Here is a 24,006-nt window from a genome sequence, read left to right as displayed (position 1 = left end):
ACGACACGCGGCCATCGACTCTCGCACAGCTCACCGGGGCCGGCGACCCGCCGCCCATGACGGTTCCGTGACATCGCGCGGCGGGGCCGCCGCCGGCGTCCCCACCCCGGGGAGGGGACGCCGGGAGGGGAGCGCATCCTGGCGGGGTGGGACAGGTGGTCGCGCGGCTGCAGCAGCCGTGGGTGCAGCGAGCGGTCCGGGCAGCGCTGGCAGCGGGCCTGGCGTGGCAGGTGGCCCTGCTGCTGCCCGGGAGCCTCTCCGACTACGCCTACTACGCCCCGCTCGGCGCGGTGATCGCCGTCAGCCCGACCGTCGCGGACTCCGCGTCGGCGGCGTGGCGGAGCCTGCTGGCCATCCTGCTCGGCTTCGCGCTCGCCGTCGGGGTGTACGAGCTCACCCGGGCGGTGCCCAATGCGCTGAGCATCGCGCTGATCGTGCTGCTGGCGATCGTCGTCGAGCAGTGGCGGGTCCTGAGGGAGCAGGCGAGCTGGGTCAGCTTCGCGGCCGTCCTGATGCTCACGGTGGGCACGGCCGACCCCGCCGACTACGCGGTCCGCTACGCCGGGCTGACCTTCCTGGGGGCGGCGATCGGCGTCCTGGTGACCACCGTGCTCTTCCCGCCGCTGCAGCTCACCACGGCGGTCCAGCGGATCCAGGCGGCCCGGGCGCTGATCGCCGACCACCTGGGCACCATGGCAGCCGCCCTGCGCAGCGGCCGGGTACCGGCGCCCGACGAGTGGGACGCCCGCGGGACCGAGCTCGACCGGGCGCTGGAGCGGATGCGGCACGCGGAGCTGGTGGTCGAGCGCGCGCGGCGGGCCAACCCGCGGGCGCGGAAGTGGCACGGGACCGCCGCCAGCATCCGGGAGCAGTCCCGGGCCCTGGACCGCGTCGCCGTCCTCATCGACGACCTCACCACGCTGGTCGTCGAGTTCCAGCCGCACCGCCGCGGGCTGGACCGCGTCGACGACGGGACCGGCTGGGTGCTGGCCGACGCCCTCGACGGCCTGGCCGGCGTCGTCCGCACCCCGTACCACGCCGCGGGCGCCGGGCCGGACGAGCGCGACCGCGCCGTCGACGGCGCGCTCGCCGCGGCCGGGCGGCTCACGGCGCTGGTGCGCGACTCCGCCATCGGTGACGACCAGGGCTTCTTCGCCCTCGGGGCGGTGGCCGTCGGCCTCCGGCGCAGCCTGGCGACGCTCGGTGCGCACCAGCGGCAGGAGGTGGCCTGAGGGGTCACACGCGGACCAGCAGCTCCCCGTGCAGCATGCCGAGCCAGCCGTCGTCCGCGGCGGCCCAGCGCAGCCACGCGTCCGCGATCCCCCGCAGCTCCCCCGGCGTCGCCAGGCCGTACGCGACCGCCTGCTCGGCGAACGCCGACGCCGTCGCCGCCCCGCCCACGAGCGGCCCCACCACTCCCGCTCCGCCGGGGTGGCGAAGCACCAGGACGACGTCGTCGCCGTGACGTCGCGCAGGCCCGCCGCGTGGGCCCAGGACAGCAGCCGCCGCCCGGCGTCGGGCTCGGCGTGGTTGCGGCGGGCCACCTGCCGGTAGAGCGACAGCCAGCGGTCCAGCCCGTCGTCGGCGGGGAACCAGGTGGTCGCCGCGTAGTCGACGTCGCGGACGGCGACCAGCCCGCCCGGCCGGCACACCCGCGCCATCTCCCGCAGCGCGGCCACCGGGTCGGTGAGGTGCTGCAGCACCTGGTGGGCGTGGACGACGTCGAACGAGGCGTCGGGCAGGTCGAGGGCGTGGACGTCGCCGACCGCGAAGGTGACCGCGACCCCGGCCCGGTCGGCGGCGGCCCGCGCCTCGTCGAGGGGGTCGGCGGAGAGGTCCAGGCCCAGCACCCGGCCGGGCGCCACCCGTGCGGCCAGGTCGACGGTGATCGTGCCCGGCCCGCAGCCGACGTCGAGCAGGTCGAGGCCGGGGCGCAGCGCGGGCAGGAGGTGCGCGGCGGAGTTCCCGGCGGTGCGCCACCGGTGCGACTGCAGGACCGGCTCGGCGTGCCCGTGCGTGTAGGTGTCCACGGCCGCAGTGTTCTCCTCCGTCTCGCAGAGTGGAACCAGCATCTCACTGCACGAGATACGCCTGTCCTCCCTCGGCGCAGCGCGTCCTCGCCCAGCGCCCACGGTGAGGGAGGGCGCGCCATGACCGGGGGACCTGGTCGTCGCGGCGGGTCAGGCCTCGGCGAGCACCTGCTCGGCCACCGGCACCGCGCGCTCCCTGTCTGCGGGCACCAGGCCGATGCGGGTGCGGCGGTCGAGCAGGTCGGCCACGGTGCGCGCCCCCTCGTGGCGGACGGCGAACCGCAGCTCCCCCACCGTCTCCGGCCGTCCCGCGACCACCAGCGCCGGCCCCAGCGCCTCGACCGCCGGCGCCTCGGTGCCGTACCGGGCCACCAGCCGCGGCGGCGCGACCAGCCGGTCCAGCGCCACCCGCGGCGCGGCCCCGACCAGCGCCAGCCGCGCGGTGACCGACCGCGCAGCGCCCCGGCCGAGCCGCGCCACGACGGCGTCGACGGCCTCCTCGGCCATGGCGCGGTAGGTGGTGAGCTTCCCGCCGACCACGGAGAGGACCGGTCCGTCCCACGCCAGGAGGTGCCGGCGGGAGAGGTCTGCGGTCGCGCTGCCGGGGGTCGCCGCCGCGGGCAGCACCAGCGGCCGGTAGCCCGCGTAGGCGCCCACCACGTCGCCAGGGGTCAGCGGCTCGGCGAGCACCCGGTTCACGGTGCCCAGCAGCTGCGCCACCTCGGCCTCGGACGGCGTCGCGTCGTCGTCGGGCACCGGCCCCTCGACCGGCTCGTCGGTCAGCCCCAGGTAGACCAGCCCATCGGCCTGCGGCAGCGCGAACACGTACCGCGAGCGCGAGCCGGGCAGCGGCACGGTCAGCGCCGCCGAGGGTGACCCCAGCCGCACGCCCGGCACCACGAGGTGCGAGCCGCGGGAGGGCACCAGCCGGAGGCCGGGCGCGAGCCGCTGCGCCCAGACCCCGGCCGCGTTGACCACCGCCCCCGCCCGCACGGTGACCGGCCCCTCGTCGGTGGCCACGTGCACGTCCGCGCCGTCGACGGCGGTGACCGCGGCGCCGGTGAGCACGCGGGCGCCGTGCGCGGCCGCCGTCCGGACCAGGGCGACGACGAGGCGCGCGTCGTCGACCAGCTGCCCGTCCCAGAAGACGACGCCACCGCCGCCGGGCCGCACCCCCGCGACCAGCCGGCCCACCTCGGCGGCGCCCACCCGCCGGGTCGGGGGCAGCGACCGCCGCCCACCGGGCACCGAGAACCGCACCGCGTCACCCAGCCGCCCGCCCAGCTCGGCGAGGGCGGTGACGTCGCGGCCGGCGGCGTCGGGGACGAGGAAGGGCAGCGGGCGCACCAGGTGCGGCGCCGTCGCCCCCATGAGGACGGCGCGCTCGCGGGCGCTCTCCCGCGCCAGGCCGAGCTCCCCGTGGGCCAGGTAGCGCAGCCCGCCGTGCACCAGCTTCGAGGACCACCGGCTGGTGCCCGCCGCGAGGTCGGCCCGCTCGCACAGCAGCACCGAGAGCCCGCGGGACGCCGCGTCCAGCGCCACCCCGGCGCCGGTGACGCCGGCGCCGACCACGACCACGTCGACGGCCGCCCCGGCGACGGCGGCGAGGTCACGGGCCCGGCGGGCGGGCGACAGGGAACCGATCACCCGGTCCTCCACCGCTGCGGCACCGGCAGACTGTAGCCGTGCCCGAGCAGCCGGAACTGACGATCCAGGGCTGGGGCCCGCGCCCCGCCACCCCCGGGGACGAGGGGCCCGACGGCGTCCTGACCAAGGCCGCGCGCCGCCACCTCACCCGCGAGCTGGGCTGGGAACCGCGGGCCACGCCCCCCGCGCCGGTGGACGGGATCCGGCTGGCGCCCTGCCGGCTGCCCGAGGAGGACCGCGCCGCGCTGGCCGGCCTGCTCGGCGAGGACCACGTGCGCACCGACCGCGGGTCGCGGCTGCGCCGGGCCGGGGGCAAGAGCTACCTGGACCTGCTGCGCCGGCGGGAGGGCGACGCCTCCGACGCCCCCGACGCCGTGGCGCTGCCCGGCACGACCGAGGAGACGGCCGCGCTGCTGGCGATGTGCAGCGAGCGCGGCATCGTCGTCGTGCCGTTCGGCGGGGGCACCAGCGTCGTCGGCGGGCTGGCCGGCGTCGATCCCGACGACCGGCCGGTGCTGGCGGTCGACCTGACCCGCATGGCCTCGGTGCAGGCGCTGGACGTGCACTCGTCGCTGGTCACCGTCGGGCCGGGCATGCGCGGGCCGGCCCTCGAGCGGGCGCTGGCCCGGGAGGGGCTCACCCTCGGCCACCTGCCGCAGAGCTGGGAGTTCGCCACGCTCGGCGGGTACGCCGCGACCCGCTCGGCCGGCCAGTCCTCCACCGGCGTCGGCCGGTTCGACGAGCTGGTCGCCGGCCTGACCCTGGCCACGCCGTCGGGGGTCCTCGAGCTCGGCCACCCGCCGGCGTCGGCCGCGGGGCCCGACCTGCTGGGCCTCGCGCTGGGCTCGGAGGGGACGCTCGGGGTGATCACCGAGCTGACGCTGCGGGTGCGCCCCAAGCCCTCGGCCAGCGCCTACGAGGGCTGGTCCTTCCGCACCTGGGCGGACGGGCTGGCCGCGCTCCAGCAGCTCGCCCGGCACGACCTGCTGCCCGACGTCGTCCGGCTCTCCGACGCCGACGAGACGCGGGCCAACCTGCTCATGGCGGCCGGGGCCGGAGCGAAGGCGCTGCGCGGCAGCCTGCGGGCCCGGGGGCGCGCCGAGGGCTGCATGCTGGTCGTGGGCTGGGAGGGCGTGCCCGACCTCGTCCGCGCCCGGGTGCGGGCCGCGTCGTCGCTGCTGCGTGACGGCGGCGCCGTCCGGCTGGGCCGGCGGGTGGGCGACTCCTGGCGCCGGCACCGGTTCGAGGCGCCCTACCTGCGCGACCGGCTCATGGACGGCGGCCTGCTGGTCGAGACGCTGGAGACCGCGGCCACCTGGACGGCGCTGCCCACCGTGTACGACACCACCCGCCGGGCGCTGCGGGAGTCGCTCGCCCGCGGCGGGCACCGGCCGCTGGTGATGGCGCACGTCTCGCACGGGTACGCCACCGGCGCCTCGCTCTACTTCACCGTGCTCGCCGACCGGGACGACGCCCTGCCCATCCAGCAGTGGCTCTCCGCGAAGCGCGCCGCCACCGACGCGCTGCTGGCCGCGGGCGGCACGCTCACCCACCACCACGCCGTCGGCGCCGACCACCGGCCGTGGCTGGAGCGGGAGGTGGGCTCGCTGGGCGTCGAGGTGCTGCGGGCGGTCAAGCAGCGGCTGGACCCCCACGGCATCTGCAACCCCGGCGTCCTGCTCCCCGACTGATCGGCCATGGTGATCAGGTGACCTGATCGTCTGCGGTCCTGGCTCACCACCGGTGGTGAGCCAGGACCCGGAACGACCAGGTCACCTGATCGACAAGGGGCCGGTGGGGCGCCGGGAGGGCCGGGGTCAGGGGCCCGTGACGCCGCCCGGCTCTCAGAAGGCGTGGCCGAAGGAGAAGACGCGCTCCGGGTCGACCGCCGCCTTCACCTCGGCCAGCCGCTGGGAGACGCCGGGCGGGTAGGCCGCGGCCACCTCACCGGGGCCGGAGACGTCCCCGAGGAAGTTGGTCAGGCAGCCCGGGGCCTTCCACGGCGCCATCGCGGCGAGCACGGCGCGCCCGACGGCCGGCACCACCTCGGCGAGCTCCGGCACGCCCGGCCCGAGCACGAGCATCGAGAACGCGCCGTCCCGGCCGGCCACCGCGTTGGGCACCTTCGGCCGGCGCGCGAACGCCCCGCCCAGCATCCGCAGCTCGACCATCAGCAGCGGGATCTGCGCCTGCGGGCCGGCCACGGCCAGCAGCGCGTCGACGCCCTCGACGGTCAGCTCGGTGAGCAGCTGGCCCTTCTCCCACGCCGGCAGCGGGTCGACCGGGTCCATGTGGATGGCGTCCATCTCGTCGGTCCGCATCGGCCCGGTGAAGCCGAGCAGGATCCGGCCGGCCTGCTTCATCGGCTCGACCAGCCGCTCACCGTCGGCGAAGTCGGTGCCGCAGTAGGCGTAGCGCAGGTGGACGGCGGTCTGCCCGCGCAGCGGCGGCGGCAGGAACTCCATGTCCGGCAGCCGCATGACGGCGATCGAGGTGCTCACCTCGTCGGGCAGGTGGCGGGACCAGCGGCGGAAGGCGTGCAGGACGTCGGCCATGTCCTCGCCGGCGAAGAAGATGCCGCCCCCGTACAGGCCGGTCAGCGGTACCAGGTCCATCTCCAGCGCGGTGACCACGCCGAAGTTGCCCTTGCCGCCCCGCACCGCCCAGAACAGCTCCGGCTCGGAGTCCGCCGACAGCGTGCGCTGCCGGCCGTCGGCGGTGACGATCTCGACGGCGCGCACGTGGTCCGCGGCGAAGCCGTGCTTGCGGCCCAGCGACCCCACCCCACCGCCGAGCGTGTACCCGACCGCCCCGACGTCGGACGACGACCCGCACAGCCCGGCGAGGCCGAACTCGGCGGCGGACTCCATGAGCCGCTTCCACTTCACCCCCGCCTCGACGCGGACGGTCCGCCGCTCGGGGTCGATGAACAGGCCCTGCATCCGGCGGGTGGTGATCATCATGGACCCGGCGGCGTTGCGCACCGGGCCGTGGCCGGTGGCCTGGACGGCGACGCGCAGGCCGCGGGCGACGGCCCAGGAGACGGCGGCGGCGACGTCGGCGGCGCAGGTGGCGCCCACCGCGATCGCCGGCGTGTGGGTGACCGCGACATTCCAGGTGGCCACCTCCGCGGCCAGCCCGTCGTCGCCGGCGGCGTAGACGGGGCCGTGGACGACGCCGCGGAGCTCGTCGACGTCGGCCGCGGGGAAGGGCGGGACGAGGCTGTCGACGGCCGCCGCGTCCAGGAGGGCGACGGGCTGCTCGGGCTCGCGGGGGAGCTCGGTGAGGGACATGCGGATTCCTCTTCGCTGCCGCGGCGGTCACCGCGGGAAGGGCACCGCGGTCGGGCCGCGGCTTCTCGGGACAGGGGGAGCGTGCGCGGCCCCGCTTGCCGGGCACTTGGAGCCGACTTGGACGCCGGCTTGCAGCGCGCCGACCGCTCCCTGCGCGGGGTCAGGACGGTCCAGCGACCGTCCAGCCGCGCCGTGGCCCGGCCGGACGTCCGGCGGTCCGGCTCGACCCGCCCCGGCCGGAGGACTCGTCGCGCGCGGAAAGGGGTGCCCCGCGCCGCACCGCGCTGAGAGCATCCGCGGCGTGCGCTTCCGAGTCCTCGGGCCGCTCGAGGTCACCGGTCCCGACGGCCGCCCCGTCGACGTGGGCGGCGCCAAGCCCCGGGCGCTGCTGACCCTGCTCCTGGCGGACGCCGACCGGGTCGTCGGCGTCGACCGGATCGTGAGCACCCTCTGGGGCGAGGAGCCGCCGCCGACGGTCACCGGCACCCTGCAGGCCTACGTCTCGCACCTGCGCCGCGTGCTGGAGCCCGGCCGCGGCCCGCGCGAGGCGCCGTCCGTGCTCATCACCCGCCCACCGGGCTACCTGCTGCGCGCGGGCGCCGAGGACCTGGACCTGCTCCGCTTCACGCAGCTGATCGAGGCCGGCGACCGCGCGGTGGCCGACGGTTCACCCGCCCGCGGGGTGGCGTTGCTGGACGAGGCCCTGGGCCTCTGGCGCGGGGAGCCGCTGGCCGAGCTGGGCGACCTGCCGGCGGCCGCGAGCGACCGGCTGCGGCTCACCGAGCTGCACGTGCGCGCACGCGAGCGCCGCTGCGACGCGCTGCTGGCGGTGGGCCGCCCGGAGGCCGCCGTCCCCGACCTGCAGCACCTGGTGACCGAGCACCCGCTGCGCGAGCGGCTGTGGGCCCGCCTGGTCACCGCCCTCTACGCCGCCGACCGGCAGGCCGAGGCCCTGGACGCCTGCCGCCGGTGCACCGAGCTGCTGCGCGACGAGCTGGGCATCGACCCCGGGCCGGAGCTGCGCGACCTGGAGCAGGCGGTGCTGCGGCAGGACCCGCGCCTGCTGGAGCGGCTGCCCCGGCCCGTGCTCCCGTCCGCCCCCGCTCCGGCGCCCAGCACCTCGGCCGACGCGCTGGTCGGCCGGCGGGCGGAGCTCGACCAGGTGCGGGCGGTCGCCGAGCAGGTGGCCGGCGGGCGCTCCGCCGTCGTCGTGGTGGAGGGGGAGGCCGGCATCGGGAAGACCCGGCTGGCCGGGGCGGTCGCCGACGGCGCCCGGCTGCTGGGGTGGCCGGTGGCGTGGAGCCGGTGCGCCGACGACACCGGCGCGCCGGCGCTGTGGCCGTGGACGCAGGTGCTCGAGCAGCTGGACCAGCCCGAGCTGGTCCCCGACGCCGCCACGCCCGGCGACGACGCCGACGCCGCCCGCTTCCGGCTGTTCCAGGACCTGCGGGCCCGGCTCACGGCGGCCGCGTCCCGCCCCGTGCTCGTCGTCCTCGAGGACCTGCAGGGCGCCGACACGACGTCGGTGCAGCTGCTCGGGCTGCTCGTGCGCCACCTCCCCCGGGCGCCGGTGCTGCTGGTCGTCACCGCCCGGACCGTCGGCGAGCCGCTGCCCGAGGCGGTCGCCGACTGCCTGGCCCGGCTGGCCCGCGAGCCGGCGGCCACCTGCCTGCGGCTCCGCGGGCTGGACGCCGACGACGTCGCCGCGCTGCTGACCGCCCAGCTGGGCTCGCCCGGCGACCGGGCGCTGGCCACCGCGGTGCACGACCGCACGGGCGGCAACCCGTTCTTCGTCGTCGAGCTGTCGCGCTGGATGGTGGGCGCCCACGACCTGCACCTGGACGCCGTCCCGGTGCCGCCGTCGGTCGGGGAGGTGCTGCGGACGCGGCTGGCCCGGCTGCCCGCGGGCGCCCGCGAGGTGCTCGAGGTGGCCGCCGTCGCCGGCCGCGAGGTGCCGCTGGCCCTGCTGGAGGCTGCCGGCACCGCCGTGGACGACGCCCTCGCCGCGATGGACTCCGCCCTCGCCGTCGGCCTGGTGGTGGAGGGCGGGCGGCCGTGGAGCTGGCGGTTCGCCCACGCGCTGGTGCAGGAGGTGCTCGCCGGCGACCTGCCCGCGCTGCGGCGGGCACGGCTGCACGCCCGCGTCGGCGAGGCGCTGGAGCGGCAGCTGGCGACGTCGACGGACGACGGGGTCGTCGAGCGGCTGGCCCACCACTTCGTCGCGGCGCTCCCGGTGGTCGGTCCCGGGCCGGCGCTGCTCTACCTCGGCGCCGCCGCCCGCGCCGCCCGGGCCCGGCTGGCCCACGGGGAGGCCGCCGCGCACGGCCGGCGGGCCCTGCAGCTGCTCGACCCCGAGGCGCCGGACGCCGCCCGCACCCGGCACGACCTGCTCACCGCGCTGGGCGGCGACCTGCTGCGCAGCGGCCAGCTCACCGAGGCCCGGGAGGTGGTGGCCGAGGCGATCGGCCTGGCCCGCCAGCTCGACGACCGGGAGTGCCTCGCGGAGTCCGCGGCGGTCTGGGGCAGCGTCACGCTGTGGAACTGGCGGCCGCACGGGGTGGTCGACGAGGACATGGTCGCCGTCCTGGAGGACCTGCTCGCCGAGCGCGGGGGCGGCGACGACCCGACCACCGCCCGGCTGCTGGGCACCCTGGGCGTCGAGCTCGCCTTCGACCCGGACGACCGCGGGGTGCAGGCGGCGCAGCGGGCGGTCGCGATGGCCCGCCGGATCGGCGACCCGGAGCTGCTGGGTCGCACGCTGAACAACTTCAGCCTGGCGGTGTGGGGGCGGCCCGGGGCGGCCGAGCTGCGGCTCGCCGCGGCCGACGAGTCGCTGGAGCTCGCCGGCCGGGGGCTGCCGCGGCGCACCGAGTTCCTCGCGCACCTGCACCGGGCGGCGATCCGGCTGCACCTGGGCGACCTGGCCGGCTTCGAGGCCGACCACGCCCAGGCGCGGCGGCTGGCGGTGTCGCTGAGCGGGCCGGAGGTGCGCCCGCACGTGCTCTGGCAGGCCGCTGGGCTGGCCTGGCTGCGCGGCAACGCCGCCCGCGCCGAGGAGCTGACCACCGAGGCCTACGAGCTGTTCCGGCGGGTGACCCCGCACGCGCGGCACGCCTACGCGGCGCACCAGTTCACCCTGCGGCGGGCCGACCACCGCGAGGCCGACGCGCTGCCGCTGCTGGTCGAGACCGGCGACGAGGGCAACCCGCTGCTTCAGGAGATGGCGGTGCTGGCCGCTGCGGAGTCCGGGGACGTCGCGGAGGCCCGCCGGCTGCGCGCCCGCTGGGGCCGCACGCTGGTCCGGGACTGGGCCAGCGACGTCGCCCTCTACCTGCAGGCGGAGAGCACGCTGTGGCTGGGCGACGAACCGGACTGCGCGGCGGCGCTGGCCTCGCTGCTCCCCTACCGCGGCCGGCAGGCGGTGCTCGGGACGCCGTCGCTCACCCTCGGCGCCTACGACGAGCTGCTGGGCCGGATCGCCGAGCGGCTCGGTGACCTGGAGGGCGCGCGGCGGTGGTGGACGGCGGCCCGGGAGCAGGGCGGGCTCGTCGGCTCACCGCACCAGGTGGCCCTGGCCGAGGCCCACCTGCACCGGGTCGCGGCCGAGCCCAGCCCCGCCTGAGGCCCGGCCCGCGGCTCCGCGCACCGTCCTGGCTCACCGTTCGGGGTCCTGGCTCACCGTCCATGCTGAGCCAGGACCCCTGACGATCAGGTGACCTGATCATCGCGGGCCCCCGCGCTACGCCGTCGTCGCGATGCCGCCGTCCACGGGGATGACGGCGCCGGTGACGTAGGCGCCCGCCCGCGAGGAGAGGTAGACCACGACGCCGGCCATGTCGTCGGGGCGGCCGATGCGGCCCAGCGGCGACTTCGCGGCGATCTCGGCGCCGAAGGCGTCCAGCGTGGCGGCCATCATCTTCGACTCGAACGGGCCGGGGGCGACGGCGTTGACGGTGACACCCCTCGGCCCGAGCTCCTTGGCCAGCACGCGGGTGAGCTGGTGCAGCCCGGCCTTGCTCGCGGCGTAGGAATAGGTCGGCATGGAGCTGACGTGCAGGCCGTCGATGCTGCCGACGTTGACGATGCGCGCCGGGTCGCCGTCGGACGCCGCGGCCTCCAGCTTCGGCAGGAACGCCCGGGTGAGGAAGAACGGCGACTTCAGGTTCAGGTCGAGCAGCTTGTCCCAGGCCGACTCGGGGAAGGTCTCCAGCGGCTCGCCCCAGGTGGCGCCGGCGTTGTTGACCAGGACGTGCACCCGCTCCTCGGCGCGGCCCACCTCCTCGGCCAGCCGCCGGCACTCGGCCTCGGTGGAGAGGTCGGCCGGGATCGAGACGACCGTGCCGAACTCGGCCAGCTCCGCGGCCGCGGCCTCGCCGGCCTCGGCCTTGCGGGAGCTGATGTAGACCTTCGCCCCCGCCTGCAGCAGGCCCCGGGCCATCATCAGGCCGATGCCGCGGGTACCCCCGGTGACCACAGCCACCTTGCCGGTCAGGTCGAACAGGTCCACGGGTACCTCCGGTTCGGCGTCGCGGCGCCGTCGTCGGCACCGACCCCGGCACCCTAACGAGGCGTCCACGACGCCGTCCCCGCCGACCTGTGCCAGCCTGGCGGTCATGATCGGATCCGCCGCGACCCCCGGGGCGACGAGCGAGGTCGGCCCGCTGCGCACCGTGATGCTGCACCGGCCCGGCCCCGAGCTGCGCCGGCTGACGCCGCGGAACAACGACCAGCTGCTCTTCGACGGCGTCCCGTGGGTGGCGCGGGCGCAGGACGAGCACGACGCCTTCGCCCAGGCCCTCCGCGACCGCGGCGTCGAGGTGCTGCACGTGGCCACGCTGCTGGCCGAGGTGCTCGCCGTCCCCGCCGCCCGCGACGAGCTCATCGCCGCCGCCGTGGACGACCCCCGGCTCGGCGCCACGCTGCAGCGCGACGCCACCCGGCACCTGGCCGCCCTCGCGCCGGACGACCTGGCGACGGCGCTCATCGCGGGGCTGGCGCACGAGGAGCTGCGCGGATCCGGGCTGGCCTACCAGCTCATGGACCGCTCGGACTTCGTCGTCCCCCCGCTGCCCAACCTGCTCTTCACCCGGGACTCGTCGGTGTGGATCGGCGACGAGGTCGCGGTGACCTCCCTGGCCATGCCCGCGCGGCACCGGGAGAGCACGATCACCGCCGCCATCTACACCCACCACCCGCGCTTCGCCGGGGCCCCGCAGCTGTACGGGCCCGAGCTCGAGCACCTCGAGGGTGGGGACGTGCTGCTGCTGGCCGAGGGCGTCGTCGCCGTCGGGGTGGGGGAGCGGACGACGCCCGGCGGCGCGGAGCGGCTGGCGCGGCGGCTGTTCGCCCGCGGGCTGGCGCACACCGCGCTCGTCGTCCCGATCGCGCAGGAGCGGGCGACGATGCACCTGGACACGATCGCCACGATGGTCGACGTCGACGCGATGGTCATGTACCCCGCGGTCGCCGACTCGCTGGTCGCCTGGACGGTGCGCGCGCCCGAGGGCTGCTCCCCCGAGGACGCCGACACCACCGACCTCGCCGTCGCCGGGCCCGAGCCGTTCGTCCGCGCCGCGGCGCGCGCGATGGGCATCGACAGGCTGCGGGTGATCGACACCGGGCTGGACCCGGTGACCGCCGAGCGCGAGCAGTGGGACGACGGCAACAACACCCTCGCCCTCGCCCCGCGGCTGGCGGTGGCCTACGAGCGCAACACCGTCACCAACGCCGCGCTCGAGGCGGCCGGCATCGAGGTGGTCCGCATCGCGGGCTCCGAGCTCGGCAGCGGCCGGGGCGGCCCGCGCTGCATGTCCTGCCCCGTCTCCCGCGATCCCCTCTGACCCACCCCGGCCTTTTGTGCACATAACGCCCGACAGGGGCGTCATGTGCTGCTCGCAGGCGGCCACGGTGATCCCGGCCACTACGCTGCTGGCTCTCCGCGCCGGGCCCGGCGCCTCGGGGAAGGGACGGCGCGGTGGCGACGACGGGGACGGCGCGCGGGGCGGGGCGCATCGCGGGCATCGGCGGCGGGCTCGTCGGCTACCTGGTCTTCGTCGAGTTCACCAGCGGCGTGCTGCAGGGCTACTACATCCCTCTGCTCACCGACATCGCCCGCTACCTCGGGGTCAACGACGCCGACGTCAACTGGCTCGAGGCCGCGCAGCTGGTGCTGTCGGCGGTCGCCGTCCCCGTGCTCGCCAAGCTCGGCGACCTGCACGGGCACCGCAGGGTGCTGCTGTGGTCGGCGGTCGCCACGGCGCTGTCCACCGTCGCGCTGGCGTTCGCCACGAGCTTCCCCGTGTTCCTGGTCGCCTGGGCGCTGCAGGGGCTCTACGTCGTCTGGCTGCCGCTGCAGGTGGCGCTGATCTGGGACCGGTCGCGCCGCACGCCGGGGGCCGCGGGCCAGACCCGCCGCGCCACCGGGCTGATCGTGGCCGCGCTGCAGGCCGGGGCGATCGCGGGCGCGCTGGGCGGCGGCCAGATCGGGCAGAGCCTCGGCGACTCCCTGGGGCTGGTGCTGGTGCTGCCCGCGGTGCTGGTCGTCGGCGTCTGCCTGGTCGTGGCCTTCCGGGTGCCCGAGAGCGAGGACCGCACCGGCGGCAGCGTGGACGCGACCGGCGTCGCCCTGCTCAGCGTGGTCCTGCTGGTGATCACCGGGGGTCTGAGCTTCGTCCGGCTCAACGAGGGCGCGCTGTGGCCGTGGGCGGTGGCCGCCGTGGGGGTCCTGCTCGTCGTCCCGTTCGTCGCCTACGAGCTGCGGCAGGACGACCCGCTGGTGGACTTCCGGGTGCTCCGCAGCCCCGCGATGTGGCCGGTGCAGCTCACCGCCGGGCTGTTCGGGGTCAGCGTGCTGGGCGCCCAGGGCCCGCTGTCGACCTACGCGCGCACCGACCCGGCGGTCTACGGCTACGGGCTGGGGCTGTCGACCAGCGAGGTCTCGGTCGTCATCGGGGCCTACGTCGTCTCGATGCTGGTCGGCGCGAGCCAGTTTTCCCGGGTGAGCCGGCGGACCACGCCGCGGAGCACGCTCATCGGCGCCGCGACGCTCACCGGCACCGGCTACCTGCTGCTGGTCCCCTTCCACGGCACGCTGGCCCAGATGCTCTCCTGCATCGCCATCGCGGGCCTGGGCTCCGGCGCCCTGGTGGCGGCGCTGCCCGCGGCGGCCGCCGCCGCCGCGCCGGTGGGTCGCACCGCGGTCGCGACCGGGCTGACCAACACCACCAAGGTGATCGGCGGGTCGTTCGCCTCGGCGGTGTTCGCGATCGCGCTGGCCTCCGACGTCCCGCTGCTGGCCGACGGGTCGGCAGGCACCGCCGGCTCGCTGTCCGGTTACATCACCGTGTGGGTGGTCTGCGGGACGACGGCGCTGCTGGCCGCGGTGGCGCTGCTCGTCGTCCCCCGGCTGGCCTTCTCCGACCCCGCCGTCCCCGAGACCACCGTCCCCGAGACCGCCGAGGAGTCCCGAGCATGAGGCGCGCGCTGGCCCTGGCCGTCACCGGAGCCGCCACCGGAGCCGCCGCCGCGGCCGCCCGCCGGGTCGCCCGGTTCCGGCCGGTCGAGCAGCCCGTGGCACCGGTCGACCTCACCGGCCTGGACGCCGACGCGGCGGCGCAGCGGCTCGCCGAGCTCATCCGCATCCCGACGGTCTCCTCGCGCGACCCGGGCCAGGTGGACGCCGCGGCCTTCGAGACCTACCGCGCGCGGCTGGCCGAGCTGTACCCGCGCACCCACGAGGCGCTGGATCGCGAGGTGCTCGGCGACGGCGCGCTGCTCTACCGCTGGCGCGGCACCACCGACGAGCCGCCGCTGGTGCTCATGGCGCACTACGACGTCGTCCCGGTGGCGGGCCAGGAGTGGAGCCGCGACCCGTTCTCCGGGCTGGTCGAGGACGGCTGCGTGCACGGTCGCGGCGCCATCGACGACAAGGGCTCGATGGTGGCGATCCTCGAGGCGGTCGAGGCGCTGGTGGCCGAGGGCTTCACGCCCCGGCGCGACGTCCACCTCTCCTTCGGCAACGACGAGGAGGTCGCCGGGGTCGGGGCCCGGCTCGCCGTGGAGGCGTTCACCGCCCGCGGCATCCGGCCCTGGGCGGTGGTCGACGAGGGTGGCGCCGTGGTGAGCGGCATGTTCCCGGGTGTGCCGGGGCAGGTCGCCGTCGTCGGGCTGGCCGAGAAGGGGCTGCTGGACGTCGAGCTGGTCACCACCGACGCGGGCGGCCACGCCTCCTCCCCCGCCCGCGACGGTGCGCCGGCGCGGCTGGCCAGGGCGATCCTCGCGCTGGAGGCCGAGCCGTTCCCCGCCCGGCTGCACGACGTCGTCCTGGGCATGATCGACGCGGTCGGCCGGCAGGCCCCGCTCGGCCACCGGGCGCTGTTCGCCCACGCGGGCCGGCTGCGCCCCGTGCTCGCATCGGTGCTGGCGCGGGCGGGCCGCGAGGCCGGCGCCATGGTGCGGACGACGGTGGCGGTCACCCGGCTCGAGGGCAGCCGGGCGTCCAACGTGCTGGCGACCCGGGCGCTGGCGCACCTGAACATCCGGATCGCGCTGGGCGAGACCGTGCAGTCGACGGTGGCGCGCCTGCACCGGGTCATCGGCGACCCGTCGGTGGAGGTGCGGGTCGTGTCCGGCAACGACCCCTCGCCGGTGTCGCGGTCGGACAACGAGGCGTTCGCGCTGCTCTCGGCAGCCGCGCGGGCGACGTACCCCGAGGCCGTCGTCGCGCCCTACGTGATGGTGCAGGCCAGCGACGCCCGGCACTTCAGCCGGATCTGCGACAGCGTCTACCGGTTCATGCCCTTCGACCTGAGCCGCGAGGAGCTGTCCGCGCTGCACGCCGCCGACGAGCGCATCTCGATCGCCGCCCTGCACCGCGGCGCGGGGTTCTTCCGGCACCTGATCCGCAGCGTCTGACGCCGCCACGTCCCGCCCGCACCCCGGGGGGCTTCCGGATCAGCAGGTCTCTGCCCACACCCGCGGGGCAGAGCGCGACTGTCCGCGGCCCCCTGGGGGTGCGGGGCTCAGGCGCCGGAACCGCTCATCAGCGCAGGGTGATCTGGCGGGAGAGCAGGCCGGCGCGGGCGCGCCGCTCGTCGGCGGTCAGCGGCGCGGTCTCGGCGAGCGCCTTCTCCAGCCGGGCCTGGAACTCGGTCGCGGGGCCGGCCCAGTCCGCGGCCGGGACGTCGGCGGGGAGGTCCCACACCGGGACGACGAGGCCGTGCGCGCGGAAGGCCCCGGCGTAGCGGGTGCCCTCGCCGAGCAGGATCTGCTCGGCGGCCGAGAGCCGGGCCAGCGCGTCGAGGAGCTGCTCCTCCTTCTCCGCCCGCACCCAGCGCAGGTGCGCCCGCTCGTTGCCCGGGCGCACCCAGTAGGCCGCCTCCAGGCCCTCCAGCCGCACCGTCGGCAGGATCGCCTCGTTGGCCTGCGCCAGACCGGCGCGCGCCTGGGGGCTGGGGTCGGTGCCCTCCAGCCAGAAGTCGAAGGTCTCGTGGACGGTCACCTCGAGCGGCGCGGTGAGGTCGAGGACCTCCTGCAGCCGCGGGCCCGCCGAGCCGGCGCCACCGATCGGGCCCGGGTCCACGGGCGCGCCGGCGGGGGCCTCCAGCGCCGCGGCGATCGCGGTGCCGAGGTCGCGACTGACGTCGTCCGACGAGGTCGCCAGCTGCGCGCCGACGAGGATCTGGCCGTTGGCGCGGACCAGCCCGGGCGCACCGCCGGGCAGGACGCTGGCCAGCGTCAGCTCCCGGCCGTCGGCCGAGCGGAGCGTCGCCGTCGCCGCCGGGACCAGCTCCCGCAGCGCCACCCAGTCGGCCTCGCCGGGCAGCCCCTCGAACGGCCGCGTCACCGGCGGGGCGTACCCCGAGCCGTGGCAGTGCTTGTAGCGGCGGCCCGACCCGCAGGGGCAGGGCGCCTTCGGGTTGACGCCGCCCTCGGCGACGGCGGCGGGAGCGGCGGGGCGCTTGCGGGAAGCCATGCGCAGCAGCGTAAGCGGCCCCTTCCCGGGGCCGACCGCGAGCCCGCGCGTGGCGGGGAGCACACCGGCCGGGTCGCTAGGGTCCGGTGGCGTGACCGTGTCCGTCGACGCGCTCGACCTCCGCGCCCCCTCGTTCGTCGCCGACCCGTACCCGGCCTTCGCCCGTGCCCGGGAGAAGGCGCCGGTGCAGTGGCACGAGGGGCTGGGGTTGTGGCTGGCCTTCACCCACGCCGAGTCCAACGCCGTGCTGCGCGACCGGCGGCTCGGCCGCATCTGGCGGGACAAGGAGCCGGCCGAGCGCTTCGGCAGCTTCAACCTCATCCACCGCAACGCCATCCTGGAGATGGAGCCGCCGGACCACACCCGCCTGCGGCGGCTGATCACCAGCGCGTTCGCCCGCGGGCACGTGGAGCGGCTGCGGCCGTGGGTGGAGGAGCTCGCCGGGCGGCTGGCCGACGAGCTCGTCGAGCGCTCCGCGGGGTCGGCGCCGGTCGACCTGCTCACCGGCATGGCCGAGCAGCTGCCGGTCGCCGTCATCGCCGAGCTGCTGGGCGTGCCCGAGGCCGACCGCCCGCTGCTGCGCCCGTGGTCCAACGCGATCGTGAAGATGTACGAGTACGGGCGGACGGCGGCCGTCGAGGAGGCGGCCGAGCGCGCGGCGGACGAGTTCGTCACGTACCTGCGCCGGCTGGCCGCCGAGCGGCGGACCACGCCCGGCGACGACCTGCTCTCCCACCTCGTCTCCGTGCGGGACGCCGACGGCGACAAGCTCACCGAGGACGAGCTGGTCACCACCTGCATCCTGCTGCTCAACGCCGGCCACGAGGCGACCGTCAACGTCACGGGCAACGGGATGCTCGCGCTGCTGCGCCACCCCGACCAGCTGGCCGCCCTGCGCGAGGACCGCGACCTGCTGCCCGCGGCGCTGGAGGAGCTGATGCGCTTCGACCCGCCGCTGCAGCTGTTCGAGCGGACCGCCACCGCCGACGTCGAGATCGGCGGCGTCACGGTGCGCGAGGGCCAGAAGATCGCCGCGCTGCTCGGTGCGGCCAACCACGACCCCGCCGTCTTCGCCGAACCGGAGACGCTCGACGTGCGGCGCACCGACAACCCGCACATCGCCTTCGGGGCCGGCATCCACTTCTGCATCGGTGCGCCGCTGGCACGGGTGGAGCTGCAGGCGACGTTCGGCGCGCTGCTGGACCGCACGTCGGTGCTCGAGCTCGGCGGGGAGCCGGCGCGCCGCCCCGAGTTCGTCATCCGCGGCCTGGAGACGCTGCCCGTCGTCCTCGGCCGCTGACGGCGACGCCGCCCTCCCCCACCGCACGGCGTCCTCCCTCACCACCCACCGCGAGGGAGGACACCCCGTGATCGGGGAAGCCGATCGTCGCCGCACCGGTAGAAGGTGAGCGCGGTCACTGGCAGGATCCGGCCATGCGCGGCTTGATGCAGGACTACCCCCTCACGATCGATGCGATCTTCCGGCACGTCGAGCAGCACTACGGCGACGGGACGATCGTCACCAACAACCCCGGCGGGGTGACCCGGGCGACCTACGCGGAGTGGGCGGAGCGCACCCGCAGGCTGGGCGGCGTCCTCGACACCCTCGGCATCAGCGCCGACGGGCGGGTCGGCACCTTCGGCTGGAACAGCCAGCGGCACCTGGAGCTCTACTTCGCCGCGCCGTGCACCGGCCGCGTCCTGCACACCCTCAACGTCCGGCTGTTCCCCGAGCAGCTCACCTACATCGCCAACCACGCCGAGGACGAGGTCGTCTTCGTCGACCGCACCGTCCTGCCGCTGCTCTGGCCGCTGATCGACACCATGAAGACGGTCAAGCACGTCGTGGTCATGGACGACGGCGGCGACAACGAGATCCCCGACGACTCCCGGGTGCTCGACTACGAGACGCTGCTGGCCGACGCGCAGCCGGTCGAGTTCTCCGTCACCGACGAGTGGCGGGCCGCCTCGATGTGCTACACGTCGGGCACCACGGGCAATCCGAAGGGCGTCGTCTACTCGCACCGCTCGACGTTCCTGCACACGATGGGCGTGATGGCGCCCAACGCCTTCGGCCTGGGCATCAACGACGTCGCGATGCCGGTCGTCCCGATGTTCCACGCCAACGCCTGGGGCATCGCGCAGGCCGCCCCCGCCGCGGGCGCCTCGCTGGTCATGCCCGGCGCCCTCATGCAGCCCGAGGCGCTGGCCAAGCTGATCGTCGAGGAGGGCGTCACCTTCACCGCCGGCGTCCCGACCATCTGGCAGGGCGTGCTCCCCCACCTGGCCGGCCGGCCGCACAAGCTCCGCGACATCGGCTGCGGCGGCTCCGCAGTGCCCAAGGCGCTGAGCGAGGCCTACCGCGAGCAGGTCGGCATCCCGATCCTGCAGGCGTGGGGCATGACCGAGACCCACCCGGTCGCCTCCTCCGGCGTGCTGCCCAAGCGGTACCAGGACGCCGACGACGAGACCAAGGCCGCCCAGCGCGCCCGCGCCGGCATCCCCTTCCTCGGCGTCGAGGCCCGCATCGTCGACTCCGACACCCTCGAGCCGCAGCCGTGGGACGACACCGCCACCGGTGAGCTCCAGGTGCGCGGCCCCTGGTGCGCGCAGGACTACTACAACCCCGACGCGGGGGTGGAGCTCACCACGGCCGACGGCTGGATGAAGACCGGCGACGTGGCTGCCATGGACGCCTTCGGCTCGATCCGCATCGCCGACCGCACCAAGGACCTCATCAAGTCCGGCGGCGAGTGGATCAGCTCGGTGGACCTGGAGAACGCGATCATGAGCCACCCGAAGGTGAAGGAGGCCGCGGTCGTCGGCATCCCGCACCCGAAGTGGGACGAGCGCCCGCTGGCCTGCGTCGTCCTCAAGGAGGGCGAGGAGGCGACCGAGGAGGAGATCCTCGAGCACCTCAAGCCGCTGGTGGCCAAGTGGTGGATGCCCGACGCCGTCGAGTTCATCGACGAGGTGCCCAAGACCAGCGTCGGCAAGTTCTCCAAGAAGGACCTGCGCACCCGGTTCGCGGAGTACGAGCTGAAGAGCTGACCCCCGGGGCGGGCGCGGTGGAACCGCGCCCGCCCCCTCACCCGTCATGCTCACCGGAGGACGACTTCCGGAGGGCGAGTGGAGCGGGACGAGGCGTTCACGCGGTACGTGGACGAGCGCTGGCCGGTGCTCGTCCGCTCCGCCGTGCTGCTCGGCTGCGCCCGCCCCGAGGCCGAGGACCTGGTGCAGACGGCGCTGGTGCGCTGCTACGTCGCCTGGGACAAGGTCGGCAGCGCCGGGAACCGGGACGCCTACGTCTACCGGGTGCTCGTCAACTGCCACCACGACAGCCGCCGCCGGCGCTGGTGGGGCGAGCGGCCGACCGCCGAGGTGCCCGACGTCGCCACCGACGACGGCACCGCCCAGGTGGACGACGCCGACGCCGTCCGCCGCGCGCTGGCCCGGCTGAGCCCGGCGCACCGCGCGGTCGTCGTCCTGCGCTACTACGCCCACCTGGGCGAGCAGCAGATCGCCGAGGCGCTGCGCATCGCACCCGGGACGGTGAAGAGCCGGCTGTCCCGCGCGCTGGCCCAGCTGCAGACCGATCTGGACGTCGCCGAGCTGCGGGGAGGGAGGGCATCGTGACCGACCGGGAGACCTCGACGTTGCTGGGGGAGGCCGCCGACCGCGTGCCGGTCGGCCCCGCACCCGTGGGGCAGCTGCTGAAGGCGGGGCGCCGCGCACGCCGGCGCCGGACCGCCGGTGTCTCGCTCGCCGTCGCGGCGGGTGCGGCGGTCATCGCCGGCGGCGTGGTCACCGTCGTCGACCTGCCGGACGGGCAGGGGGACGCCGCCGGCTCGGCGGCGGCGCTGAGCGCCGAGGAGCCCCGGGAGGGCGGCCCGGAGGCGGCCGACGCCGCGCCGGGCACCGGCATGCCCCCGGCCGACGGCGGCGACGCAGCGTCGGGCAGCCAGCTCGCCCCGCCCGCCCAGGACCCGACCGCCGGGCGCACCGGGCCCCTCGACAGCACCCCTGCGAGCTCCTGCGCCGTCGAGTACAGCCCGGCCGCGCTGGCCAAGCGAGACTTCGCCTTCGCCGGCGTGGTGGTGGGCATCGGACCCGCCGTCACGACGCAGCCGCGCTCACCCGGGCCGCCGGAGGACCTGGTCGGCGTCACCTTCGCCGTGCAGGAGTGGTTCACCGGCGGGTCGGGGGAGACGGTGACCGTGGACCTCCCGGCGCCCTACGACCCGGCCGCGGGCAGCACCACGCCGGGCCCGGTCTACGGCATCGGGTCGCGCCTGCTGGTCAGCGGCGCCGACCGGTGGGAGGGCGCACCGCTGGAGCCGATCGCCTGGCTGTGCGGCTTCACCCGGTACTTCGACGAGGAGACCGCGGCCGCCTGGCGCTGACCCCTCCTGGCGTTTTGTGCACAGAACGCCAGGAGGGGTCAGCGGACGAAGGGCTCCTCGCCGGTCTCGCTGACCATCGGCTTGCCGGCCGCCTGCCACTCGCCCATGCCACCGCCGACGTTCACCGCGTCGAAGCCGTTGGCGTTCAGCCAGGCGGCCACGCGCGCCGACCGGCCACCGCCCCGGCAGGTGACGTAGAGCGGGTCGCCCTCGGGCAGCTCGTCGAGCCGCGCCGGGACGTCGCCCATCGGGATGTGCGTGGCGCCCTCGATGTGGCCGTGCACCCACTCGTCGTCCTCGCGGACGTCGAGGACGACGGCGTCCTCGGGCAGTTCGGAGGCGGGCACGGTCGGGACCTGCTGCGGCATCACGCCCCCATCGTGGCACGGGGACCGGTTGCGCGACCGGCGCCGACCGCACTGGGAGGATGGGGCCGATGTCCCCCAGCCACCGGGCCGCCCCGAGCAGCGCCCGCCCGACGCCCGTGCGCGAGCCCGCCTGGGAGCTGCCGCGCTCGGCGATCGGGCTGTGGGTGGTCGAGAGCCTGATCAGCACCGCGTTCGTGTGGCTGGCGATCGGCGCCTTCCTGCTCTTCGTGCCCGCCGACGCCGGCGACCCGCTGCCGCTGATGCGCCGGCTGGTCCCGATCGCGGGCGCCGTGTACGCGGTGGTCGCGCTGAGCATCCGCCCGTGGTTCAAGCACCGGGTGTACCGGTGGGAGATCACCAACGAGGCCGCCTACACCCGCACCGGCTGGCTCACCCAGACCTGGACGCTGGTGCCGATCTCCCGCATCCAGACCGTCGACGTCACCCGCGGCGTGCTGCAGCAGCTGTTCGGTCTGGCCACCGTCGCGGTGCTCACCGCCTCCAGCCAGGGCACCGTGCGGATCTGGCACCTCGAGCACGACGTCGCCCAGCGCGTCGCCGACGACCTCGCCCGCCGGGCCGAGCTGGTCCGCGACCAGGCCACCTGAGCCGCCGTGCACCCCGCGCCCCCACCCCCGCGCCGGCCGGCCGGCCCGCTCCCGCCCTGGCCACCGCCCCTCGGCCCGCCACCGGCCCCGCCGACCGCCGGCGCGCCGCGGCGGCTGTCGCCCCGCGTCATCGCCGTCCACACCGCGACGTTCCGGCAGGCCCGCTCGTTCGTCCCCGCCGTCATCCCGCTGATCGCGGCCACCGGCTTCGACGGCGGGATCCGCACGATCGCGGTCCTCGTCGTCGGCGTCACGGTGCTCTCGTTGCTCACCGCGACGCTGAACTGGTGGCGGTTCAGCTACGCCGACGGTCCGGCCGCGGTCGTCATCACCCGCGGGCTGCTGGCCCGGTCGGTGCGCACCGTGCCGAACGACCGCATCCGGGGTGTCGACGTCGAGGCGCCGCCCCTGCACCGGCTGTTCGGCCTGGTGCGCGTCCGCATCGACGCCGCCGCGGGGGCGGTCACCGACGGCGACGAGGAGCTGCTCGTCGACGGCATCCCGCGCGCGGAGGGCGACCGGCTGCGCGTCGCCGTCCTCACCCACCGCGCCGCCGCGACCCCCGCGACCGGCCCGGACGGCGCCCCCGCGGCCGAGCCGGTCGAGGAGGAGTACGCCCGCTTCGACCACCGCTGGCTGCGCTACGCCCCGCTGGTCGGCACCTACCTCGCCGTCCCGCTCGCCGCCGTCGGCGCGCTCTTCCGGCTGGCCGAGGAGCTGCCCGAGCAGTGGACCCCCGAGTTCCGGGAGCCCGACCTCTCCGACGTGCGGCTGCTCGCGGCCGGGCTGGTCATCGCGCTGCTGGTGCTGCTGGCCGGCTCCGTCGTCGGCGCGGCCCTGGTCAACTGGCGCTTCCGGGTGGTCCGCCGCGGCGGCTCGCTGATCGCCTCCCGCGGTCTGCTCACCCGCCGGCACACCGAGCTGGAGATCGACCGCATCCGCGGCGTGACGGTCACCGACGGGCTCGGCATGCGGCTGGTCCGGGCCGCCCGGGTCAGCGCCCTGGTCACCGGCCTCGGCGACGCCGCCGGGCGCGGGCAGCTGTTCCCCCTGGGGCCGCGCACGGAGGCGTGGGCGCTGGCCCGGCGGGTCGCCGACGACCCCGGCCCGCTCGTCGCGCACCCGCCCGCGGCCCGCCGCCGCCGGGTGCTGCGCGCCGTCGCCTCGGGCCTGCTGGTCACCGCGGGCGGCGGCGCGCTCCTGGCTGGCGACGGCGCCTGGTGGCTGCTGGCCGCCGGCGCCGGGCTGACGGTGCTGGGCGTCCCGGTGGGGCTCGCCCGCTACCGGTCGCTCGGGCACGCCGCCGGGCCGCGCACCTTCGCCGTCCGCAGCGGCTGGCTGGTGCGGGAGCAGGCCGTGCTGGAGCGGCGGGCCGTCGTGGGCTGGCAGGTCCGGCAGTCGTTCTTCCAGCGGCGGGCGGGTCTGGCCACCGTCACCGCCTGCGTCGGCGCGGGCAGCGGGGGCTACGCGGCCGTCGACATGGCCGCCGACGAGGTGCCCGGCTTCGCCCTGGCCGCCTCCGAGCCGTGGGCGGGCACGCTGGGCCGGTGAACGACCGGGGGTAGGGAAGGCGAACCTTCCGAGACCGGCGGTTGTCGATCACCGCCCCGGGTAGCTGGCCCCGCGATGACGTCCTGGGGAGCTCAGCGCACCCGGCCACCGGTGTGCCGCACGGGCTCCGCGG

General features: G+C 76.5%; 18 protein-coding genes and 1 pseudogene. 12 read left to right on the top strand and 7 right to left on the bottom strand.

The window, feature by feature from the left end; all coding sequences use genetic code 11:
- Window positions 1-146: 146 nt before the first annotated feature.
- Entirely contained in the window at window positions 147-1,232 is a 1,086-nt protein-coding gene (locus tag E9549_RS09820; RefSeq protein WP_236826358.1) for an aromatic acid exporter family protein, read from the top strand.
- A gap of 4 nt (window positions 1,233-1,236) precedes the next feature.
- Here E9549_RS09820 and E9549_RS09815 read toward each other — a convergent pair whose 3' ends face one another.
- The 3 genes and pseudogenes from E9549_RS09815 to E9549_RS09805 all read right to left on the bottom strand — a co-directional run bounded on the left by E9549_RS09815 (window position 1,237) and on the right by E9549_RS09805 (window position 3,677).
- Window positions 1,237-1,413 (bottom strand): hypothetical protein, encoded by a 177-nt coding sequence (locus E9549_RS09815; protein WP_236826357.1) that lies wholly within the window; start codon window positions 1,411-1,413, stop codon window positions 1,237-1,239.
- A 107-nt stretch (window positions 1,414-1,520) separates the two neighbouring features.
- Window positions 1,521-2,072: pseudogene (locus tag E9549_RS09810) on the bottom strand (class I SAM-dependent methyltransferase); the annotation flags it as partial.
- A gap of 108 nt (window positions 2,073-2,180) precedes the next feature.
- On the bottom strand, window positions 2,181-3,677 hold the full coding sequence (locus E9549_RS09805) for a glycerol-3-phosphate dehydrogenase/oxidase (RefSeq protein WP_236826356.1): 1,497 nt from the start codon (window positions 3,675-3,677) through the stop codon (window positions 2,181-2,183).
- A 38-nt stretch (window positions 3,678-3,715) separates the two neighbouring features.
- Here E9549_RS09805 and E9549_RS09800 point away from each other — a divergent pair, with 38 nt between their 5' ends.
- Entirely contained in the window at window positions 3,716-5,368 is a 1,653-nt protein-coding gene (locus tag E9549_RS09800; protein WP_236826355.1) for an FAD-binding oxidoreductase, read from the top strand.
- A gap of 153 nt (window positions 5,369-5,521) precedes the next feature.
- Here the strand turns inward: E9549_RS09800 and E9549_RS09795 are convergent, their stop codons facing one another.
- Window positions 5,522-6,970, bottom strand: coding sequence for an FAD-binding oxidoreductase (locus tag E9549_RS09795; RefSeq protein ID WP_236826354.1), 1,449 nt, complete (start codon window positions 6,968-6,970; stop codon window positions 5,522-5,524).
- Between the two features lie 301 nt (window positions 6,971-7,271).
- Between E9549_RS09795 and E9549_RS09790 the strand changes: the two genes are divergently transcribed.
- Window positions 7,272-10,592 carry an AfsR/SARP family transcriptional regulator gene (locus tag E9549_RS09790; protein WP_236826353.1) on the top strand — a complete coding sequence of 1,107 codons (3,321 nt, stop codon included), beginning with the start codon at window positions 7,272-7,274 and terminating at the stop codon, window positions 10,590-10,592.
- A 117-nt stretch (window positions 10,593-10,709) separates the two neighbouring features.
- Here E9549_RS09790 and E9549_RS09785 read toward each other — a convergent pair whose 3' ends face one another.
- Window positions 10,710-11,477 carry an SDR family oxidoreductase gene (locus tag E9549_RS09785; RefSeq protein WP_236826352.1) on the bottom strand — a complete coding sequence of 256 codons (768 nt, stop codon included), beginning with the start codon at window positions 11,475-11,477 and terminating at the stop codon, window positions 10,710-10,712.
- Between the two features lie 106 nt (window positions 11,478-11,583).
- Here E9549_RS09785 and E9549_RS09780 point away from each other — a divergent pair, with 106 nt between their 5' ends.
- The 3 genes from E9549_RS09780 to E9549_RS09770 all read left to right on the top strand — a co-directional run bounded on the left by E9549_RS09780 (window position 11,584) and on the right by E9549_RS09770 (window position 15,883).
- Window positions 11,584-12,810: an arginine deiminase gene (locus tag E9549_RS09780; RefSeq protein WP_236826351.1), complete on the top strand. Its 1,227-nt coding sequence runs from the start codon at window positions 11,584-11,586 to the stop codon at window positions 12,808-12,810.
- Window positions 12,811-12,944: 134 nt separating this feature from the next.
- Window positions 12,945-14,444 carry an MFS transporter gene (locus E9549_RS09775; protein ID WP_236826350.1) on the top strand — a complete coding sequence of 500 codons (1,500 nt, stop codon included), beginning with the start codon at window positions 12,945-12,947 and terminating at the stop codon, window positions 14,442-14,444.
- Window positions 14,441-15,883: a M20/M25/M40 family metallo-hydrolase gene (locus tag E9549_RS09770; RefSeq protein WP_236826349.1), complete on the top strand. Its 1,443-nt coding sequence runs from the start codon at window positions 14,441-14,443 to the stop codon at window positions 15,881-15,883. Before E9549_RS09775 ends, E9549_RS09770 begins: the two co-directional genes overlap by 4 nt.
- Before the next feature lie 127 nt (window positions 15,884-16,010).
- Here E9549_RS09770 and E9549_RS09765 read toward each other — a convergent pair whose 3' ends face one another.
- Window positions 16,011-16,943 (bottom strand): DUF5926 family protein, encoded by a 933-nt coding sequence (locus tag E9549_RS09765; RefSeq protein ID WP_236826348.1) that lies wholly within the window; start codon window positions 16,941-16,943, stop codon window positions 16,011-16,013.
- Between the two features lie 91 nt (window positions 16,944-17,034).
- Here E9549_RS09765 and E9549_RS09760 point away from each other — a divergent pair, with 91 nt between their 5' ends.
- The 4 genes from E9549_RS09760 to E9549_RS09745 all read left to right on the top strand — a co-directional run bounded on the left by E9549_RS09760 (window position 17,035) and on the right by E9549_RS09745 (window position 21,346).
- Window positions 17,035-18,243 carry a cytochrome P450 gene (locus E9549_RS09760; RefSeq protein ID WP_236826347.1) on the top strand — a complete coding sequence of 403 codons (1,209 nt, stop codon included), beginning with the start codon at window positions 17,035-17,037 and terminating at the stop codon, window positions 18,241-18,243.
- Between the two features lie 134 nt (window positions 18,244-18,377).
- Window positions 18,378-19,994, top strand: coding sequence for a long-chain fatty acid--CoA ligase (locus E9549_RS09755; protein ID WP_236826346.1), 1,617 nt, complete (start codon window positions 18,378-18,380; stop codon window positions 19,992-19,994).
- A gap of 78 nt (window positions 19,995-20,072) precedes the next feature.
- On the top strand, window positions 20,073-20,579 hold the full coding sequence (locus tag E9549_RS09750) for a SigE family RNA polymerase sigma factor (RefSeq protein WP_236826345.1): 507 nt from the start codon (window positions 20,073-20,075) through the stop codon (window positions 20,577-20,579).
- A complete protein-coding gene (locus E9549_RS09745; RefSeq protein ID WP_236826344.1) occupies window positions 20,576-21,346 on the top strand; it encodes a hypothetical protein in 771 nt (256 codons plus the stop codon). The genes E9549_RS09750 and E9549_RS09745 overlap by 4 nt, the downstream gene beginning before the upstream one ends.
- Window positions 21,347-21,384: 38 nt before the next feature.
- On the opposite strand, the gene E9549_RS09740 is transcribed toward E9549_RS09745, so the two are convergent.
- Window positions 21,385-21,714: a rhodanese-like domain-containing protein gene (locus E9549_RS09740; RefSeq protein ID WP_236826386.1), complete on the bottom strand. Its 330-nt coding sequence runs from the start codon at window positions 21,712-21,714 to the stop codon at window positions 21,385-21,387.
- A gap of 68 nt (window positions 21,715-21,782) precedes the next feature.
- Between E9549_RS09740 and E9549_RS09735 the strand changes: the two genes are divergently transcribed.
- Together E9549_RS09735 and E9549_RS09730 are read left to right on the top strand one after the other, a co-directional pair.
- Window positions 21,783-22,322, top strand: a complete 540-nt coding sequence (locus tag E9549_RS09735) for a PH domain-containing protein (RefSeq protein WP_236826343.1) — start codon at window positions 21,783-21,785, stop codon at window positions 22,320-22,322.
- A 6-nt stretch (window positions 22,323-22,328) separates the two neighbouring features.
- Entirely contained in the window at window positions 22,329-23,873 is a 1,545-nt protein-coding gene (locus E9549_RS09730) for a PH domain-containing protein (protein ID WP_308191118.1), read from the top strand.
- Window positions 23,874-24,006: the final 133 nt, after the last annotated feature.

It is taken from the genome of Blastococcus sp. MG754426 (assembly GCF_021699055.1).
Lineage (GTDB): Bacteria > Actinomycetota > Actinomycetes > Mycobacteriales > Geodermatophilaceae > Blastococcus.
The sequence above is the reverse complement of the archived record's forward strand: the minus strand, read 5'-3'. Positions and strand labels throughout refer to the sequence as shown.